At 64.9% G+C, this 18,655-nt stretch carries 17 protein-coding genes and 1 pseudogene; 9 read left to right on the forward strand and 9 right to left on the reverse strand.

Annotated features, from left to right (window positions below; all coding sequences use genetic code 11):
* Positions 1-58: 58 nt before the first annotated feature.
* Entirely contained in the window at positions 59-283 is a 225-nt protein-coding gene (locus SBP02_RS10780) for a DUF2970 domain-containing protein (RefSeq protein ID WP_318641466.1), read from the forward strand.
* Here SBP02_RS10780 and SBP02_RS10785 read toward each other — a convergent pair whose 3' ends face one another.
* A complete protein-coding gene (locus tag SBP02_RS10785) occupies positions 284-1,357 on the reverse strand; it encodes an ABC transporter substrate-binding protein (RefSeq protein ID WP_440137987.1) in 1,074 nt (357 codons plus the stop codon). It abuts the gene before it with no gap.
* A gap of 514 nt (positions 1,358-1,871) precedes the next feature.
* On the opposite strand from SBP02_RS10785, the gene SBP02_RS10790 reads away from it, so the two are divergent.
* Positions 1,872-3,530: a nitrite/sulfite reductase gene (locus tag SBP02_RS10790; protein WP_318641470.1), complete on the forward strand. Its 1,659-nt coding sequence runs from the start codon at positions 1,872-1,874 to the stop codon at positions 3,528-3,530.
* Positions 3,514-4,011 carry a DUF934 domain-containing protein gene (locus SBP02_RS10795; RefSeq protein ID WP_318641472.1) on the forward strand — a complete coding sequence of 166 codons (498 nt, stop codon included), beginning with the start codon at positions 3,514-3,516 and terminating at the stop codon, positions 4,009-4,011. The genes SBP02_RS10790 and SBP02_RS10795 overlap by 17 nt, the downstream gene beginning before the upstream one ends.
* A 45-nt stretch (positions 4,012-4,056) precedes the next feature.
* Here SBP02_RS10795 and SBP02_RS10800 read toward each other — a convergent pair.
* From SBP02_RS10800 to sohB, 3 genes and pseudogenes are all read right to left on the reverse strand, one after another.
* Positions 4,057-4,278 (reverse strand): annotated as a pseudogene (locus tag SBP02_RS10800) (TetR/AcrR family transcriptional regulator); the annotation flags it as partial.
* 126 nt (positions 4,279-4,404) lie between these two features.
* The gene (locus SBP02_RS10805; protein WP_318641474.1) at positions 4,405-5,397 is read right to left on the reverse strand and encodes a YhdH/YhfP family quinone oxidoreductase; all 993 of its coding nucleotides are present in this window, start codon (positions 5,395-5,397) and stop codon (positions 4,405-4,407) included.
* 27 nt (positions 5,398-5,424) lie between these two features.
* Entirely contained in the window at positions 5,425-6,444 is a 1,020-nt protein-coding gene (sohB, locus tag SBP02_RS10810) for a protease SohB (RefSeq protein ID WP_318646330.1), read from the reverse strand.
* Between the two features lie 209 nt (positions 6,445-6,653).
* On the opposite strand from sohB, the gene SBP02_RS10815 reads away from it, so the two are divergent.
* The 4 genes from SBP02_RS10815 (at position 6,654) to SBP02_RS10830 (ending at position 9,815) form a co-directional block, all read left to right on the forward strand.
* On the forward strand, positions 6,654-7,364 hold the full coding sequence (locus SBP02_RS10815) for a histidine phosphatase family protein (protein ID WP_318641476.1): 711 nt from the start codon (positions 6,654-6,656) through the stop codon (positions 7,362-7,364).
* Between the two features lie 59 nt (positions 7,365-7,423).
* Positions 7,424-7,735, forward strand: a complete 312-nt coding sequence (locus SBP02_RS10820) for an SCP2 sterol-binding domain-containing protein (protein ID WP_213637826.1) — start codon at positions 7,424-7,426, stop codon at positions 7,733-7,735.
* Between the two features lie 208 nt (positions 7,736-7,943).
* Positions 7,944-9,011 (forward strand): phosphotransferase family protein, encoded by a 1,068-nt coding sequence (locus tag SBP02_RS10825; RefSeq protein WP_318641480.1) that lies wholly within the window; start codon positions 7,944-7,946, stop codon positions 9,009-9,011.
* Between the two features lie 36 nt (positions 9,012-9,047).
* Positions 9,048-9,815: an SDR family oxidoreductase gene (locus SBP02_RS10830; RefSeq protein ID WP_318641482.1), complete on the forward strand. Its 768-nt coding sequence runs from the start codon at positions 9,048-9,050 to the stop codon at positions 9,813-9,815.
* A 65-nt stretch (positions 9,816-9,880) separates the two neighbouring features.
* On the opposite strand, the gene SBP02_RS10835 is transcribed toward SBP02_RS10830, so the two are convergent.
* A complete protein-coding gene (locus tag SBP02_RS10835; RefSeq protein ID WP_318641484.1) occupies positions 9,881-10,528 on the reverse strand; it encodes a hypothetical protein in 648 nt (215 codons plus the stop codon).
* Positions 10,529-10,628: 100 nt separating this feature from the next.
* Between SBP02_RS10835 and SBP02_RS10840 the strand changes: the two genes are divergently transcribed.
* Positions 10,629-11,408: a TSUP family transporter gene (locus SBP02_RS10840; RefSeq protein ID WP_318641486.1), complete on the forward strand. Its 780-nt coding sequence runs from the start codon at positions 10,629-10,631 to the stop codon at positions 11,406-11,408.
* On the opposite strand, the gene nudC is transcribed toward SBP02_RS10840, so the two are convergent.
* The 4 genes from nudC to SBP02_RS10860 form a co-directional block, all read right to left on the reverse strand.
* Positions 11,382-12,212 carry an NAD(+) diphosphatase gene (gene nudC / locus SBP02_RS10845; RefSeq protein ID WP_318641488.1) on the reverse strand — a complete coding sequence of 277 codons (831 nt, stop codon included), beginning with the start codon at positions 12,210-12,212 and terminating at the stop codon, positions 11,382-11,384. The two genes, SBP02_RS10840 and nudC, sit on opposite strands and share 27 nt — an antisense overlap.
* Positions 12,213-13,892 (reverse strand): ferrous iron transporter B, encoded by a 1,680-nt coding sequence (locus tag SBP02_RS10850; protein WP_318641490.1) that lies wholly within the window; start codon positions 13,890-13,892, stop codon positions 12,213-12,215. It abuts the gene before it with no gap.
* Between the two features lie 49 nt (positions 13,893-13,941).
* Entirely contained in the window at positions 13,942-14,754 is an 813-nt protein-coding gene (locus SBP02_RS10855; RefSeq protein WP_318641492.1) for a crotonase/enoyl-CoA hydratase family protein, read from the reverse strand.
* Positions 14,755-14,977: 223 nt separating this feature from the next.
* Complete coding sequence (locus SBP02_RS10860) at positions 14,978-17,248, reverse strand: arginine/lysine/ornithine decarboxylase (RefSeq protein ID WP_318641494.1); 2,271 nt, start codon at positions 17,246-17,248, stop codon at positions 14,978-14,980.
* Positions 17,249-17,499: 251 nt separating this feature from the next.
* Here SBP02_RS10860 and SBP02_RS10865 point away from each other — a divergent pair, with 251 nt between their 5' ends.
* A complete protein-coding gene (locus tag SBP02_RS10865; RefSeq protein ID WP_318641496.1) occupies positions 17,500-18,597 on the forward strand; it encodes a saccharopine dehydrogenase family protein in 1,098 nt (365 codons plus the stop codon).
* Positions 18,598-18,655 lie beyond the last annotated feature (58 nt).

Below are 18,655 nucleotides of genomic sequence, written 5' to 3' on the forward strand. Positions count from 1 at the left end.
GCGAAACACAGGCTCTCCGGGAACTCGACCGACATGCAGCCGCGGCTATGGAGACCGTATGACCGACAAACAGAAACAGGATGAGCAGCCGTTGACCTTGCGCGAGATGCTGCAGAGCGTTGTGGCGGCAGCCTTCGGCGTGCAGAGCAACAAACACCGCGCGCGTGACTTCAGCCGCGGCAAGCCGAGTCACTTCATCATTCTCGGTGTGCTGTTCACCCTGGTCTTCGTCTTGGTGCTCTTCGCCGTGGTCAAGCTGGTCCTGCACCTGGCCGGCCTCTGATCACTGCAGCAACGGCTCGACCGAAAAGCGGTAGTTGCTCAGCTGCGGCCGGTACAACGCACTGAACTTGCGGAAGTCGAGCCCATAGCCCGGCACTCGCAGGCGCTTCGACAGGGCGGCGGCCTGCTTTTCGTCGAGCAGGCTGAACACCCCATCGACGCGGTCCTTGCCGCCGCGCTGCGCGAAATCCTGCCCGGCGTGATAGTCATGCAGCAGCACCATGGCCCAGCCGCCCAGGGTGAAATGCCCGCCCGCCAGCACACACAACGGGCCCGAGATACGCGCCTGGAGCACCTCTTCCGAATTGTTCAGCGCGGAAAAATGCAGATCTCTGCCCGGGTGTCGATCCAGCTCCCGCGCCGCCCGCATCGCGCCGAACGCCATTTCGTCATTCGCGGCCCAGACCAGGCGCACATTGGGGTAGCGCGGCAGCAGCAACTGCGCCTGCTGATAAGCACGCTGTCGCGCCCACTGGCCATATACCAGTTGCTGCAACTTCACTTCCGGATGCTCCGCCAGCGCCTGGCGCAAGCCATCTTCTCGCAGCGTGGCCGAAGGCGTGTGACGCACCCCTGAAAATGCCAGCATCTCCCCCGCGCGGCCACCGAGTTTGGCGATCAACGCCTTGCCCGTCAGGTAGCCCGCTTCCTTGTCATTGGGAACCAGACTGCCGATCCAGTTCCTATAGTGTTCCCGCGTACCGCCGACAAGCGCCTGCTGCTCCGGCGTCAGGGTGCTGTGCAGGGAGAACAGCTTGATCCGACTGTCGGCGAACAACCTCAACAACTCGGGGCCGGTATACATTTCATTGACGAACAGCAGATAGTCAGGCTGTTCGGCATCAGCCAGCACTTGGCGCGCATTGTTCAATAGAAGCTTGGGATCGCGTTCGCCGTAGATCACCCGCAGGCGCATGCCGAGACTGGTGGCGGCGGCCTGCATGAAGTCGCTGTAACCGACCCAGAAGGGTTCGTTGGAATAACCCGGATTGAGAAATACCACGGATGCACCCGGCACCCCGGACTCCGTCTTGGCAGACGCGGCCAGTGCTGCCTCGCAAGAAGCGAGTAACACCAGGCTAAAGATAATTCTGACAACCGCCTCGACCACGCCATGCATCCCCACCCAGAAAAGCGCGCGCAGTATACGGCCGATCAGGTGGCCGCCTGCCACCACCCGTCAGCCGACTGCAATTGAGTGGACCTGGCTCTACTACCCACTAGTGGCTGTTGGCGGGCCTACTGCTGGCTGACCCAGAAAACCGCCGTGGCAACGGCAATCAGGATCAGGGTAAAGATGGCCCTGGCATCGACGACGCTATCGCGGTTATCCGGTGCGGAGTGCTCGGTCATTTGGCTAGCCCTTTTTTGTGTTTATGGGTACGTCGCTGTGCAGTTAAGACCAGGCCAGGCGCGTGCTCAAGCAGTGGGGTTATGCCCCGCCCCATTCTTAGCGCTAAAGGTTCTTTCCATATATTTAAACATCACTTTTGCGTATATCCCCGAACTGGTATCTTCCTTCGCCTCCGCTGGGAGAGCGCGGCCGTGCGCGCTGATTTGCTGCAAGCAGCCTGATAACAGGACACTTCATGTACGTATACGACCAGTACGACCAACAAATCATCGAGGACCGCGTCCAGCAGTTCCGTGATCAAACGCGCCGCTACCTGGCGGGCGAGCTGAGTGGCGAAGAGTTCCGCCCGCTGCGCCTGCAGAATGGCCTGTATATCCAGCGCTTCGCGCCGATGCTGCGCATCGCCGTGCCCTACGGCCTGCTTTCGTCCCAGCAAGTGCGCATGCTGGCCAGGATCGCCCGTGACTATGACAAGGGTTACGCGCACATCAGTACCCGGCAGAACGTCCAGTTCAACTGGCCGGAGCTGGAAGACGTGCCGCAGATTCTCGCCGAGCTGGCCACCGTGCAGATGCACGCGATCCAGACCAGCGGCAACTGCATCCGCAACACCACCACCGATCAGTTCGCCGGCGTGGCCAAGGACGAGATCGTCGATCCGCGCCCCTGGTGCGAGATCATTCGCCAGTGGTCGACCTTCCACCCCGAGTTCACCCACCTGCCGCGCAAGTTCAAGATCGCGGTCAACGGCGCCGTCAGTGACCGTGCCGCCATCGAGGTGCACGACATCGGTCTGGAAGCGGTGAAGAACGATGCCGGCGAGCTGGGCTTCCGCGTATCGGTCGGCGGCGGCCTGGGCCGCACCCCGGTGGTCGGCAGCTTCATCAACGAGTTCCTGCCGTGGCAGCACCTGATCAGCTACCTCGACGCCATCCTGCGCGTGTACAACCGCTACGGCCGTCGTGACAACAAGTACAAGGCGCGCATCAAGATCCTGGTCAAGGCCCTGACCCCCGAGGTCTTCGCCGAGCGGGTCAACGCCGAATGGGCCCACCTCAAGGACGGCCCCACCACCCTGACCGAAGCCGAGGTGGCCCGTGTGGCCGCCCACTTCGTCGACCCCAACTACCTGGACCTGCAGGATCAGGACGCCGCCCTGGCCGAGCTGGATGCCCAGCATCCCGGCTTCGCCCGCTGGCGCCAGCGCAACTGCTTTGCCCACAAGAAGTCCGGCTATGTCGCCGTGACCCTGTCGCTCAAGCCCACCGGCGTCGCGCCGGGTGACGTGACCGACAAGCAACTGGATGCCATCGCCGACCTGGCCGATCGCTACAGCTTCGGCGAGGTGCGCAACAGCCATAACCAGAACATCATCCTCGCCGACGTCGAGCAGGCGCAGCTGTTCACCCTATGGGGCGAACTGCGCGAGCAGGGCTTCGCCACGCCCAACGTCGGCCTGCTGACCGACATCATCTGCTGCCCGGGCGGCGACTTCTGCTCCCTGGCCAACGCCAAGTCGATCCCGGTGGCCGAGGCCATCCAGCGCCGTTTCGACGACCTCGACTACCTGTTCGACATCGGCGACATCGACCTGAACATCTCCGGCTGCATGAACGCCTGCGGTCACCACCACGTCGGCCATATCGGCATCCTCGGGGTGGACAAGAAAGGTCAGGAGTTCTACCAGGTCTCCCTCGGCGGCAGTTCCGGCCGCGAGGCCAGCCTGGCGCAGATCCTCGGCCCGTCCTTCGCCCAGGACGACATGCCGGACGTGATCGACAAGATCATCAAGGTCTACGTCGAGCAGCGCAACGAAGAAGAAAGTTTCCTCGACACCTTCCGCCGCATCGGTGTCGACCCGTTCAAGGAGCGCGTATATGCAGCGAATCATTAAGAACGGCCAGGTAGTCGACGAAAGCTGGCATCTGCTGCCCAAGGACGTGAGCTTCGACGAGCTGCCCAACTGCGACGACGTGATAGTGCCGCTGGGCCTGTGGGTCGACCACGCCCCGGCCCTGAAGGCCCGCGACGGCGGCCTCGGGGTCTGGCTGGAGGCCGGCGAAGAGATCGAAGAGATCGCCGACCAGCTGGACAACTTCCAGGTGATCGCCCTGAACTTCCCGTCCTTCACCGATGGCCGGCACTGCTCCACCGCCTACCTGCTGCGCACCCGCTACGGCTACAAGGGCGAAGTGCGCGCCATCGGCGACGTGCTGCGCGACCAGCTGTTCGCCCTCAAGCGCTGCGGTTTCGATGCCTTCGCCCTGCGGGAAGACAAGGACCCGCAGGATGCGCTGAAGGCCTTCGACGAGTTCTCCGAGGTCTACCAGGCCTCCAGCGACCAGCCGCTGCCGCTGTTCCGCCGCCGCGCCTGAGCAACACCGCCAAGCACGAGCCCCGCTATGCGGGGCTCGTGCGTTTCAGGCCCTGACGCTGTCCCAGGCCACCTGCGCCAACAGCGCGCGGCAATCGCCCAGCGCCGTCTGAGTCCGCCCCGCTACCCAGTTGCGGGCGAAGTCCTGGCTCGAGCCGATGATCACCGAGGCGAAGCAATCGACCGGCATCGTCTTGAACAGGCCCTGCTCGCTGGCGATATTCGCGCGGTGGCCGATGGCAGCGCCGTGGACTTTAGCGCACTGGGCGACGTAAAGGTCCCGGTTATGGCCTTGCGGCGACAAGCCGGTGCTGCGCGCCGAGATCACCATGTACGTCAGCCGGGCCTGAAGGCGAGCGGCCCGGTGTCACCGGGCCGTTGTCTCACTTGCGCCTCAGTCGAGCCGCACCAGCACGCGGCCGACCTGCTGGCCGGCGAGGATTGCGCGAATGGCCTCGGGCAGTTGCCGCAGACCGACCTCGGTGACCAGGCGATCCAGCCCCTCGAGCTTCCATTGCAACGACAGCTTGTCCCACATGGACGCCTTGACCACCAGCGGCAGCTCGACCGAGTCGACGCCCAGCAGATTCACCCCGCGCAGGATGAAAGGCAGCACGTTGGCCTTGAAGCCGACGCCGGCGGTCAGGCCGCAGCAGGCCACGCTCCCGCCGTAGCGCAGGGACTTGACCACATTGAACAGGATGTCGCCGCCCACGGTGTCCACCGCGCCGGCCCACTGCTCCTTGAGCAGCGGCCGCTCGCCGCCCTCCTGCAACTCGTTGCGCAGCACGATGCGCTCGGCGCCCAGGGCCTCTAGAAACGCGCCCTGCTCCGCCTTGCCGGTGGACGCCACCACCTGGTAGCCGAGCTTGGCCAGCAAAGCCACGGCAACGCTGCCCACGCCGCCGGTGGCCCCGGTCACCAGCACGGGGCCGGAATCGGCAGCGACCCCGGCCTGTTCCAGCTTGTCGACACACAGGCCGGCGGTCAGGCCGGCGGTGCCGAGCACCATCGCCTCGCGCAGCGACAGACCAGCGGGCCGCTTGAGCGCCCAGGCCGCCGGGACGCGGATGTACTGACCGAAGCCGCCGGCGGTGTTCATGCCCAGGTCGTAACCGGTGACTATCACCTCATCACCCACGCCGAACTCGGCGACGCTCGATGCTTCCACCACCCCGGCGGCGTCTATGCCGGGGGTGTGCGGGAACTGCTTGGTCACCCCGCGATTGCCACTGGCGGACAAGGCATCCTTGTAGTTCAGCGAGGAGTAGCGGACCCGAATCAGCAACTCGCCGGCGGGCAAATCGTTGGTGTCGCGCTCGACTATTGCCTGCTCGAACTCACCCTCCGCGCCTTCGCGGGCCTGCAGTGCCATGAACTTACCCATGTCGATCCCCCTGTGACAGATAGTGGCTTACCAGAAGCGTTGCTGGTTGAGGCGGCTCAGCCAGTTGAGCGCGAAACGATCCAGGGCCACGCTGGCCGCCAGGCCGACGCGTTCCTGCAGACTCTTCTTGGTGGCGAAATGCAGGTGGAACAGCTCGGCCTCTTTGGCCCGGTTGGCCAGGTATTCATCGCTGGTCTTCAGCTCGTCGACCAGCTGTTTCTCCAGAGCCGCCAGGCCCAGCCAGACTTCACCGGTGGCCACCTCCTCGATCTGCAATTGCGGGCGGTAACGGGAGACGAAGCCCTTGAACAGCCCATGGATGGTTTCCAGGTCTTCCTGGAACTTCTCCCGGCCCTTTTCGGTGTTTTCGCCGAAGACGGTGAGGGTGCGCTTGTACTCGCCGGCAGTCAGCACCTCGAAATCGATGTTGTGCTTCTTCAGCAAGCGATGCACGTTGGGCAGCTGCGCCACCACACCAATGGAGCCGAGGATGGCGAAGGGCGCGGAGAGGATCTTCTCGCCGATGCAGGCCATCATGTAGCCACCGCTGGCGGCCACCTTGTCGATGCACACGGTCAGCGGAATGTGCGCCTCGCGAATGCGCGCCAGCTGCGAGGCGGCCAGACCGTAGCCGTGGACCATGCCACCGCCGCTTTCCAGGCGCACCACCACCTCGTCCTGGGGCTTGGCCATGCTCAGCAGGGCCGTGACTTCGTGGCGCAGCTGGTCGACGGCCGATGCCTTGATGTCACCATTGAAATCCAGCACGAACACCCGCGGCTTGTGCCCACCGGACTTCTTCGCCAGCTTTTCGGCCTTGGCCTCCGCCTTGTGCAGCGCCTTGAGCTGGTCCTTGTCCAGCACCGCCTGCTCCAGGCGCCGGCGCAATGCCTTGTAGAAGTCGTTGAGCTTATCCACCTGCAACTGCCCAGGCGTCTTGCGCCCCTTACCGCGTGCCGCGACACCCGCCGCCAGCAAGACCAGAACGGCGACCACCAGGGTCACCACCTTGGCCAGAAAGCTTGCATATTCAGCCAGAAACTCCACACCCATTCCCCTCGTTATCCATGCCAGCGCCCACCCCTGAGCAGCGCCCGCGCCGTTCAAGCATACCGACGCCCCCGCACCGCGGCCAGCCACCGGCCGCACACGATGGCCTTCGCAGGGATTCAAACAAGCGTATGTTTTTTCGTTGACAGCCCCCCGCTATCCTCATACCCTCGCGAAACTCTAACCGTACCGGGATTGCAGCGGACGTGGGCAGCATTTACCTGATCCGACATGGTCAAGCCTCGTTTGGCGCCGACGATTACGACGTGCTGTCCCCCATCGGCATCCGCCAGGCCGAGGTACTGGGCGCGCACCTCGCGCAACTCGGTATTCGCCTCGACCGCTGCCTGAGCGGGAGCCTGCGCCGCCAGCAGCACACCGCCAGTGCCGCGCTGGCTCAACTGAGCGGCGCCGGCCAATCGATTCCGCCACTGGAGATCGACGCGGCGTTCAATGAGTTCGACGCCGATGCCGTCATCCGTGCCCTGCTCCCCGGCCTGCTTCCCGAAGAGCCCGAGGCCCTGCATATCTTGCGCAACGGTGCGCAGAACCGTGGCGAATTTCAACGCCTGTTCGCCCGGCTGATCGGTCGCTGGATTTCCGGAGAATACGAGCAGCCTGAGCTGCAGAGCTGGCCGCAGTACGTGGCCCAGGTCCAGGGAGGCCTCGCCCGCCTGCTGGAACGGGCCGGACGCGGTCAGAACATTGCCCTGTTCACCTCTGGCGGGACCATAACCGCGCTGCTACACCTGATCACCGGGGTACCGGCGGCCAAGGCCTTCGAACTGAACTGGCAAATCGTCAATACCTCCCTGAGCTGCCTGAAGTTTCGCGGCACTCAGGTGAGCCTGGCTTCCTTCAACAGCCAAACCCACTTGCAGCTGCTGAAGGCGCCGGAACTCATCACCTTTCGCTGAGTGCCGGCCCACTGTGCCCATCAGGGCACGAGAAAAACCTGAAATCAAAGGAAGAAACCATGAGCGTTGCAGACATCGTCCAAACCATGCAGTCCAAGTTCAACGCCGGTGCCGCCGCAGGCCTGGACCTGGTATTCCAGTTCAATATCGAAGACGGCGAGAACCACTACCTGGTAGTCAAGGACGGCACCTGCGACGTCCAACAGGGTGATGCGGACAACGCCAACGTGACCCTGATCATGGACACCGAGACCCTCAAGGGCATCACCAGCGGCGAGACCGACGGCATGCAGGCCTTCATGGCCGGCAAGCTGCGCGCCGAAGGCGACATGATGCTGGCCATGAAGTTGGGCGAGCTGTTCCCGGTCTAAGCCTCAAGGTCGGATCGACTCGAAGAAAAACCGGAGTTCTAGGCTCCGGTTTTTTTTCGCCTGAGCACCGGGGGCCGCGATGAATCAGGCACTTTGATTGTGGGGCAACACGCCTGCCTATTAAGGCGCATGTTGCTTGTGACAGCCTGGGTGCAGCATTAGATTAGCCAATAATATCGGGCACCTATCATAACTAGAAGGGATATGCATGGCGCTTACAGACCAATCCACCCGCATCCGCGCAGGCGAAGAACTCGACGCCGCGATCATCGACCCCTATCTCAAGTCCCAGATCCCCGGACTGACCGGCGAACCGCGCATCAGCCAGTTTCCCGGCGGCGCCTCGAACCTGACCTACCTGCTCGAGTATCCGGAGCAGGAATTCGTCCTGCGCCGCCCCCCCTTCGGCCACAAGGCCAAGTCCGCCCATGACATGGGTCGCGAATTTCGCATCCTCAACCGGCTCAACGCCGGCTTCCCTTATTGTCCCAAGGCCTACGTGCACTGCACCGACGAGTCGGTGCTAGGCGCCGAGTTCTATGTAATGGAGCGGGTCAAGGGCATCATCCTGCGCTCGGAAATGCCGGCCGAGCTGAACTTCGATGCCGGGCAGACCCGCACCCTGTGCGAGAGCTTCATCGACAAGCTGGTCGAGTTGCACAAGGTCGACTACCAGGCCTGCGGCCTGGGCGACCTGGGCAAGCCGGAAGGCTACGTGCAACGGCAGATCGGCGGCTGGAGCGACCGCTACGAGAAGGCCCTGACCCCCGATGCGCCGCTGTGGGAACCGGTCAGGGCCTGGCTCAAGGACAAGATGCCGGCCGACCATCACAAGCCGGGCATCGTCCACAACGACTACCGCTTCGACAACGTGATCCTCGCCCCGCACAACCCGATGCAGATCATCGGCGTGCTGGACTGGGAGCTGACCACCATCGGCGACCCGCTGATGGACCTGGGCAACACCCTCGCCTACTGGATCGAGGCCGGCGATCCGCCGCCGGTGCAGCTGATGCGTCGCCAACCGAGCAACGCGCCGGGCATGCTGACCCGCCAGGAGTTCGCCGACTACTACGCCGAGCGCGCCGGGATCGAGATCAAGAGCATCGACTTCTACTACTGCTACGGCCTGTTCCGCCTGGCCGGCATCGTCCAGCAGATCTACTACCGCTACTACCACGGCCAGACCCAGGACAAACGCTTCGCCCAGTTCGTCCACATGAACAAGCTGCTGGAACAGATGAGCCTGCAAGTCATCGCCCAGTCGCAGCTGTAATCCGGCCGAGCAGGCCCCAGATAAAAGGAAAAGCCCATGTCCAAGACGCAACTGTTCGACCTCGACGGCAAGATCGCCTTCGTCTCCGGCGCCAGCCGCGGCATCGGCGAGGCCATCGCCAAGCTGCTGGCCCAGCAAGGCGCCCATGTGATCGTCTCCAGCCGCAAGCTCGAGGGCTGCCAGGCGGTGGCCGACGCCATCACCGCCGCCGGCGGCAAGGCCACCGCGATCGCCTGCCATATCGGCGAGATGGAGCAGATCAGCGCCGTCTTCGCGCAGATCCGCGAGCAGTTCGGCCGCCTGGACATCCTGGTCAACAACGCCGCCACCAACCCGCAGTTCTGCAACGTGCTGGACACCGATCTGGGCGCCTTCCAGAAGACCGTCGACGTCAACATCCGCGGCTATTACTTCATGTCCATCGAGGGCGGCAAGTTGATGAAACAGAACGGCGGCGGCAGCATCATCAACGTCGCCTCGATCAACGGCGTCTCCCCGGGCGAGTTCCAGGGCATCTACTCGGTGACCAAGGCCGCGGTGATCAGCATGACCAAGGTCTTCGCCAAGGAGTGCGCGCAGTTCGGCATCCGCTGCAACGCCCTGCTGCCGGGGCTGACCGATACCAAGTTCGCCTCGGCTCTGACCAAGAACGACGCCATCCTCAACCTGGCCCTGCAGCGCATCCCACTCAAGCGCGTGGCCGACCCCAGCGAAATGGCAGGCACCGTCCTGTACCTGGCCAGCGACGCCTCCAGCTACACCACCGGGGTGGCGCTCAACGTCGATGGCGGTTTCCTCGCCTGATACGACTGCCGGCCACAAAAAAGGGACCCTCTGCGGTCCCTTCTTCATGCCTCGCCGACAGGCGCCTACTGCCAGTCCTGCAGGGCCTTGTCGGCCGCCGGATTCATCGGCTGGGCCAGCAGTCCGGTAGGCGTCAGGCTGACGGCGTACACGGCCTTGTCGGCCAGCGGCAGGAAGGTCACCCGGCGAGCCTGGGCGTCGAACATGAACAGGTCATGCCGGCCGAGGCGCAACCAGCGCCACAGATCCACGCCATAAGGGCTCTGCGCCAATTCGACCCGGGCATGCTGAGCCAATGCCTGCTGCTCGATGGTGAAGAAGCGTCCTGACAACTTTTCCAGGCGATAGCCGGGCTGCAAGCCGATCAACGCGGCCAGGCCCTTCCACTGCAACAGACGCGCATCCAGCTGCCACAGATCGCCCTCGAAGGTGAACGTGCGTTCGCGCCCCCCCTCCTGCACGCTGACGCGATAAGCCGAGCCATCCGCCTGGAAGGTCAGGGTCGCCAGGGGTTTGCCTTCGACTATCGGCCGGTAGCTGGACAGGTCATAGGCCACCAGGCCGATCAATCCGGCCACCGCCAGAAACGCCAGGCCACAGGTGCCGCGCAACCAGCCGAGAAACCAGCGCGGGTTGAACAGGATGCGCGCGGCGACCACCACCGCCAGCAACGCCAGTAATGCGGTCGCCCAAGCCAGAGCGTCGTACTGCATCGACTCCATTCCTTCTACCGGAAAATAGCGGCATTATGCGCTGCCGTCGCGCGCCTCGAACAGCGAGCACGCGGCACAATCGGACATAGGTCGTCTTTTCATGCCTTTTCCCTTCGAGCTGGCCGTCGACCCGGCGATGCTGGCGGTTCTGGCCCTGGTCGCCTTCCTCGCCGGCTTCGTCGATGCCATCGCCGGCGGCGGCGGCCTGCTCACCATACCCGCCTTGCTGACCGCAGGCCTGCCGCCCCATCTGGTGCTCGGCACCAACAAGCTGTGCGCCACCTTCGGCTCCGCTACGGCCAGCTACACCTTCTACCGGCGCAAGCTGTTCGCCCCGGCACAGTGGCGCAACGCCCTGCTCGGCACAGCCATCGGCGCCCTGCTCGGCGCGGCGGTGGCCCACTGGATGCCGGCGGCCTGGCTCAACCAGATGCTGCCGGCCGTGGTCTTCGCCTGCGGGCTCTACCTGCTGCTGGGCAGGCCTCCCGAAGCCCCCACTGGCTCCCTGGCACCGCCCGCAAAACTCCGGCAATGGCCACAAGGCCTCGGGCTGGGCTTCTACGATGGCATCGCCGGCCCGGGAACCGGGGCCTTCTGGACCGTCAGCAGCCTGCTGCTCTATCCCCTCGATCTGGTGCGCGCCAGTGGCGTGGCGCGGAGCATGAACTTCGTCAGCAACGCCTGTGCACTGGCGGTATTCATCGGTACCGGGCAGGTGGCCTGGGTGCTCGGCCTGAGTATGGGCATGGCGCTGATGGTCGGTGCCTACCTCGGCGCGCGCACGGCGATCCGCGGCGGCGCGAAGTTCATCCGCCCGGTGTTCATCCTGGTGGTACTGGCGCTGACCGCGCGTCTAGCCTGGCAGCACTGGTTCGGCTAGCCCCAGGCGCCGCGCGACGTACAGGTCGATCAGGTAACGGGCGATGGAGCGCGGCGCCGGCAACGGTGGCAGCCGGTGCACGCTGAACCATTGGGCATCTTCGATCTCGTCGACCTGCATGACGATCTCGCCGCCGGCGTACTCGGCATGGAAACCGAGCATCAGCGAATGGGGAAAGGGCCAGCCCTGGCTGCCCAGGTACTGCAGGTTGCCGACCTCGATGCCCACTTCCTCACGGATCTCGCGGACCACGCACTGCTCCACCGATTCGCCCGGTTCGACGAAGCCGGCCAGGGTGCTGTAGACGCCAGGAACGAAGCGCGGCGAACGCGCCAGCAGGATTTCATCGCCGCGGGTGACCAGGGCGATCATGCTCGGCGACAACCGAGGGTAATGCCGCAGCGCGCAGCGCGGGCACTGCATGGCGCGCTCCCCCGCCACCGCCACCATCGCGTCGCCGCAGCTGCCACAGAAACGGTGCTGGCGCGCCCAGGTGCCGATCTGCGTGGCATAGCCGAGCAGCCGGAAGATGTCGGCCTCGCCCTGCAACATGACCTGACGCAGACTCTGCCAGGCACAACCCGGCAGGTCCTGCGGCTGCTCCAACTCCAGCAGGTAGACCGCATCGCCAGCGAAGTGGCCGAGCCCCTGCTCGACGAGGATGGCAAGCGCCTGCTGCTTCAGCCAGTCCCGGGGAAACAGCACGCCATTGGCGTCGCCGAGAAACTGCTGTTGGCAATGCACCAATGCCCAGCCGCCGGGTTGCCGCACATCGAGCAGGGCCGGTTGCCAGTGCCGAGTCATCTAAACGGCCACCTTCATGCCCAGGGCGTGGACGCTGTCGGCGGCCAGATCGAGCACGCTCGGCTGGGTTTCCGGCCGCAAGACCGCGCCGGCCTCCAGGTAGTACTCCAGGCTGCTCAAGGCGTCGGCCAGGGTCTCCAAGCGCTGTTCGGAGGGCATCTGCGGCGCATCGAGCATCTGCGTCTGGATATATTCGGCGCAGGCCGCCACCAGCAGGGCCGCGCGCTCCTGACCGAGAAACCACAACCCGCCGCGCACGGCCTGCAGACTGAAGGGCACGTTGGCCAGGTGCATGCGGTCGCCGCCGTTTTCCAGATAGGCGGTGATGGAGCGCTTGGCCAATGCCAGCCCCGCCTGGGCCTCGTCGACCACGACGATGCGCGCCTCCTTGAGCTGGTGCTGGGCGAAGGTTTCGGCCTCCCGTCCCGGCTGCGCCTGGCCGGGGCGACTGTCACGGCGCTCGCAGCTCTCCAGACTGGCGACCATGCCCTCGACATAGAGCACCGCCTCGGCCAGCTTGTTCAGCTCGGCCGGCGGCGGCACCACCTGCTCGCGCCAGCCGGCGACCGTCTGCAACTGAGCCGCCAGCGAGTTGCCCGCCGAACTGAGGCCGACCATGCCCAGGGTCTTGCTCAACTTGCCGAGCAAGGCATGCAGGCTGCCGAGGTTCTCCGCCTGCACCGTACCGCGCTCGATCAGATCGAGCATGTCCTTGAGACTGGTCAGTTCCTCGCGGATCGCCGAGCTCAGCGAGCGCATCACCGACTGTCCGGGACCGGCCAGGCGCCGATACTCCTCTTCCAGCAGGTGGTCGGTGAACGGCAAGGGGGTCAGACCGAAGACATCCCGCACCGGGGTGACGGCCGGCCCGCGGCTGTCGCCCAGCGCGACCAGGTAGAGCAGCTCCTTGAGCAGGCTGCGGGGCGTTTCATACTGGGCGTGGGCGAGCATCTGCTTGAGCTCGCGGTCGACCCTGGAGAACAGCTGCTTACGCGACTTGCGCGCCAACAGCTGGCCGTCGAGCTGGGCTTCCAGAGCCGCCGCGGCGATCCAGCACAGACGCCCCTGGGGCTCGTTGCCATACAGCCCGTCCAGACGGTTCATCGCTCGGGCCATCAGCTTCAGGCTCGCCAGGGCGTTCTGCTCGCGAATGAAACCGAGCAGCCCGACCTGGTACATGTGTCGCAGGCGCCGCCCCTCGGTTTGCTTGGCCGCGGCATCCAGGGCCGGCGTCGCACGGCGCGGGCGCTGCTGATCGAGGCGCACACTGAAGAAGAAGCTCTCGGGCAGAGCCGCCTGCCCTCCGGCCAGACGCAGGTGGTTGATCGCCGGCAGCAGCAGCTCGGGCATTTCCTGGCGGTGGGCGTCGACACTCTCCAGATAGCGGCGCAGCACATGCAAGGCATTGCTCAAGGCCGCCAGCTGTTCGTCGCGCTCGCTGCCGGCATCGGCGGGAATGTCGGTGGCCTGATCGAGCACTTCCTGGGCCAGCAACTCCGCACCGGTCAACTCGATCAGACTGAGCGCGCCGCGCACCTGCTGCAGCCCTTCCACCGCCTGCTGCAGCAGGCTGCCGTTGTGCCGTTCGGCAATGAACTGCTCCAGGCTGGACTCGGCCTCTTCCATGGTGGTGAACAGTTCATCGCGCACCAGACTCAGCGACCTGGTTCCTGAAACCATGGCTAACGCGCCTCCCGCGCCGATAGAAAAGACAGTTGCGGGCAGCGCATCAGTCGGCGAACTCCGGTTTCTGCTTGCTCATGTGCGCCGCCATGGCCACGCGCAGATCTGCCGACTGCAGCATCGCGGCGTTCCAGGTGGCGACGTACTCCAGGCCATCGTCGACCCGGTGGTCGCGCATGTAGCGAATCATTTCCTTGGTGCCACGCACCGCGATCGGCGACTTGGCGGCGATCTCCCAGGCGATCTCCATCACCCCGTCGAGCAGCGCCGAGGCATCGCCGAAGGTGCGGTTGACCAGGCCGATGCGGCGCGCTTCCTCGCCGTCGATGGTCCGACCGGTATAGGCCAGCTCGCGCATCATGCCGTCGCCGATGATCCGCGGCAGGCGCTGCAGGGTGCCGACATCCGCGGCCATGCCGATGTCGATCTCCTTGATCGAGAACTGCGCATCGACGGTGGAATAACGCATGTCGCAGGCGGCGATCAGGTCGATGGCACCGCCCAGGCAGTAGCCCTGGATCGCCGCCAGCACCGGCTTGCGACACTGGTCCACGGCATTGAACGAACCCTGCAGCTCGAGGATCTTGCGCCGCAGGGTCTCGGCGTTGCGGCCGACGTCCTTGCCCAGCTGGCTGCCGACCTGGGCCAGCAGCATCAGGTCGATACCGGAGGAGAAATGCTTGCCGGCCCCCGACAAAACCACCACCCGGACCTCGTCCGTGGCGTCGACCCAGCGGAAGATCTCGATGATCTCCGACCAGAAGTCGGCATTCATGGCATTGACCTTTTCCGGCCGATTGATCGTCACATGGGCGACCTTATCTGCCAACTCGACACGAAAGGCTTTGTAGTCGGACACGGCAGTCATCCTCGATATAGATGGCGCGAACACGCTGAGAATTCTTGGGATTAGAACCGGGCAACTATAACAAGGACGTCATGAATGTCGATGCCGACCACTGTGATGCAGGCCACGTCACTGAACTTCAGCCGGGGTCGGGGTTCCCGCGTTAAGCAATTGATCTGCCTGGAATGCAGCGGCTGGGCGCGGCAGCGACGCAACGTCGCTGCACACCCCGGGCCTAGGCCTTGATGCAGTCGACCGTGTAGAGCGTGCCCTGCGGGCCCTCCTGGCGCTGCAGGCCATGCACGTCCGCATCGAAGCCGGGGAAGCTGTTATCGAAGGTGCGGGCGAACGCCAGGTAATCGATGATCGCCCGGGTGGCCGGGGTGAAGCGCTCGCCCGGCATGATCAGCGGAATGCCCGGCGGGTAAGGCACCAGCATCACCGCGGCGATGCGCCCTTCGAGCCGGTCGATCGGCACGGCCTCAACCTCGCCGCGCACCAGCTGGTCGTAGGCGTCGGCCGGCTTCAGCGCCACCTCCGGCAGCACCGTGTACATGCGCTTGAGCGCCTTGGCCGTGGCGTTCTCCCGGTAGCAGCCGTGCAGTGCATCGCACAGGTCGCGCAGGCCCATGCCCTGGTAGTGGGCGCCACCGGCCTGGGCGATGGAGGGCAAGGCCTCGCTCAACGCCTGGTTCGCGTCGTAGCAGCGCTTGAACTCCAGCAACTCGGTCAGCAGGGTGCTCCACTTGCCCTTGGTGATGCCCATGGAGAACAGCACCAGGAAGGAGTACAGACCGGTCTTCTCCACCACCAGGCCGCGCTCCCAGAGGAACTTGCCGACCACCGCCGCGGGTATCCCGCACTGGTCCAGGGTGCCGCCGGCGGTCAGCCCCGGGGTCACCAGGGTGACCTTGATCGGGTCGAGCAGCACATAGTCATCGGCCACCTCGCCGAAACCGTGCCAGTCCGCCTGGGGCTGCAGCAGCCAGTCGCCGGTGGCCACCTCTTCCGCGCCTTCGGCCCGGGGCGGTTGCCAGATGCTGAACCACCAGTCGTCGGCCTCGAGGTTCTGCCGCAGATTGGCCAGGGCACGGCGAAAGCTCAGGGCCTCGTCGAAGGTCTCCTGGATCAGCGAGCGACCGGCCGGCCCCTCCATCATCGCCGAGGCCACGTCCAGGGAGGCGATGATGCCGTACTGCGGCGAGGTGGAAATATGCATCATGAAGGCTTCGTTGAAGCGGTCGCGATCCAGCTGGCGGCTGCCGCTGTCCCGCACGTGGATCATCGAGGCCTGGCTGAAGGCCGCCAGCAGCTTGTGGGTGGAATGAGTGGTGAACACCAGCGGCCCCTCGGCCTCGCACGAAGTGCCCATGCCGTAACGCCCGGCATAGAACTCGTGGAAGGCGGCATAGGCGTACCAGGCCTCGTCGAAGTGCAGCACCTCGACGCTGTCGCCCAGGGTCTGCTTGATCAGCTCGGCGTTGTAACACAGGCCGTCGTAGGTGGAGTTGGTCACCACCGCGAGCTTGACCTTCGGCGCCCCGCCGCCGGCCGCGCGGGCCTGGGCCAGCGGGCTGGCGGCGATCTTGGCGCGGATCGAGTCGGCGGAGAACTCGCTCAACGGAATCGGCCCGATGATGCCCAGCTCGTTGCGTTCCGGGCTCAGGTACAGGGGGATGGCGCCGGTCATGATGATCGAATGGAGGATCGACTTGTGGCAGTTGCGGTCCACCAGCACCAGGTCGTCGCGACCGACCATGCTGTGCCAGACGATCTTGTTGGCCGTCGAGGTGCCGTTGATCACGAAGTAGGTGTGGTCGGCGCCGAAGTTGCGCGCCGCCCGCGCCTCGGCCTCGGCCAGGGGACCGGTGTGATCCAGCAGCGAACCCAGCTCCGGCACCGACACCGACAGGTCCGAGCGCAGCGTGTTCTCGCCGAAGAACTGGTGGAAGGCCTGGCCCACCGGGCTCTTGCGGTAGGCCACGCCGCCGCCATGGCCGGGGGTGTGCCAGGAGTAGTTGGACTGGGCGGTGTGCTGCACCAGGGCCTTGAAGAACGGCGGCAGTAGGCCGTCGAGGTAATTGCGTGCGGCGCGAGCCACCTGGCGAGCGAGGAACGCCACCGTGTCCTCGAACAGGTAGAGGATGCCGCGCAGCTGGTTGAGGTCGGCCATGGCCTCGGCCGGCGCGTTCTCGATGGTCACCTGCTCGCCGAGGGCGAAGATCGGCAAGTGCGGCGCCCGCACCCGGGCGATACGGATCAGCTCGACCATGTCCGCCAGAAGGTGCTTGTTCTCCCCCGCGCCCTCGGCCGTCACCAGGATGCAGGCCAGGCCGTGGTGGGTCGAGGCGACGATGCGGCCCTCCGCGGCGCTGGCGGTGGCGACGATGCTGAAGCCGTCCTGTTCCAGTTCGCGGGCGATGGCCCGCACCCGCTCGCCGGCCACGGTGTCGGCCTTGATGTCGCGGTGGACGATCAGCACGGGGAACTTGAGGTCTTTGTACATGGCGGCTCCTGCTCGGCGATAAGGGTTGGCCTGCCCTCAGGGTAGAGGCTCCGGGAGGCCATGTGACAAGAAAGTTATAAGAACCCGGCTGCATGTCGCCTCTCGCCCACCCAACCAGAACTGCAAAATGACTCGTCAGCACGTCTTAATGACCAGTTTTTTCATCTAATTGATGCCTTGTGAGTCTTATTGTCGAACCAACTGCTCTCTAGACTGGCCCCATCTGACACGCAACCTTGGAGATAACAACAATGAACGTCCTCCTGCTCGGCGCGGGCCACATCGGCTACACCATCGCCCAACTGCTGCACAAATCCGGCGACTACCAGGTGCTGGTGGCCGACCGCGACGCCACCTCGCTGCAGGCCATCGCCGACCTGGGCATCGCCACCCGCGAGCTCGACTCGGCCGACAGCAAAGCCCTGGAAGCCGCCATGCAGGGTCAGGATGCGGTGCTCAACGCCCTGCCCTATCACATGGCCATCGCCGTGGCCCAAGCCGCCAAGGCCACCGCCACCCACTACTTCGACCTGACCGAAGACGTGCACGCGACCAAGACCATCATGGAACTGGCCAAGGACGCCAAGACCGCCTTCATGCCGCAGTGCGGCCTGGCCCCGGGCTTTATCGGCATCGCCGCCCACTCCCTGGCGCGCCACTTCGACAGCGTGCGCGAGGTGAAGATGCGCGTCGGCGCCCTGCCCGAGTTCCCCACCAATGCGCTGAAGTACAACCTGACCTGGAGTGTCGACGGCCTGGTCAACGAGTACTGCCACCCCTGCGAGGCGATCCGCAACGGCAAGCTGCAGATGGTCCAGCCACTGGAAGGTCTGGAGCACTTCTCCCTAGACGGCGTCGAGTACGAGGCCTTCAACACCTCCGGCGGCCTCGGCACCCTGTGCGAGACCCTGCAAGGCAAGGTCGAGGTGCTCGACTACAAGACCGTGCGCTACCCGGGCCACCGCGACCTGATGAAGTTCCTCCTGGAGGACCTGCGCCTGGCCGACAACCAGGACAAGCTCAAGGACATCCTGCACGGCGCGGTGCCCAGCACCATGCAGGACGTGGTGCTGGTGTTCGTCACCGTCAATGGCCTGCGCGGCGGCAAGCTGGTGCAGGAAGTGTTCAGCCGCAAGATCTTCGCCGCCGAACAGAACGGCCGCCTGACCAGTGCCATCCAGATCACCACCGCCGCCGGCATCTGCGCCGCCCTGGACCTGTTCCGCGAGCAGCGCCTGCCGCAGTCGGGCTTCATCAGCCAGGAGCAGGTGTCGCTGGAAGACTTCCTGGGCAACCGTTTCGGTCAGGCCTACGAGGAGCAAGAGGTGCAGACTCAAGAGGCCGCCTAAGCCTCAGTGAGTCCCCGATCCCCGGTCGCCGGCAGTAACCCTGTCGGCGACCGGGGAT

It is taken from the genome of Pseudomonas benzenivorans (assembly GCF_033547155.1).
GTDB classification, from domain to species: domain Bacteria; phylum Pseudomonadota; class Gammaproteobacteria; order Pseudomonadales; family Pseudomonadaceae; genus Aquipseudomonas; species Aquipseudomonas benzenivorans_B.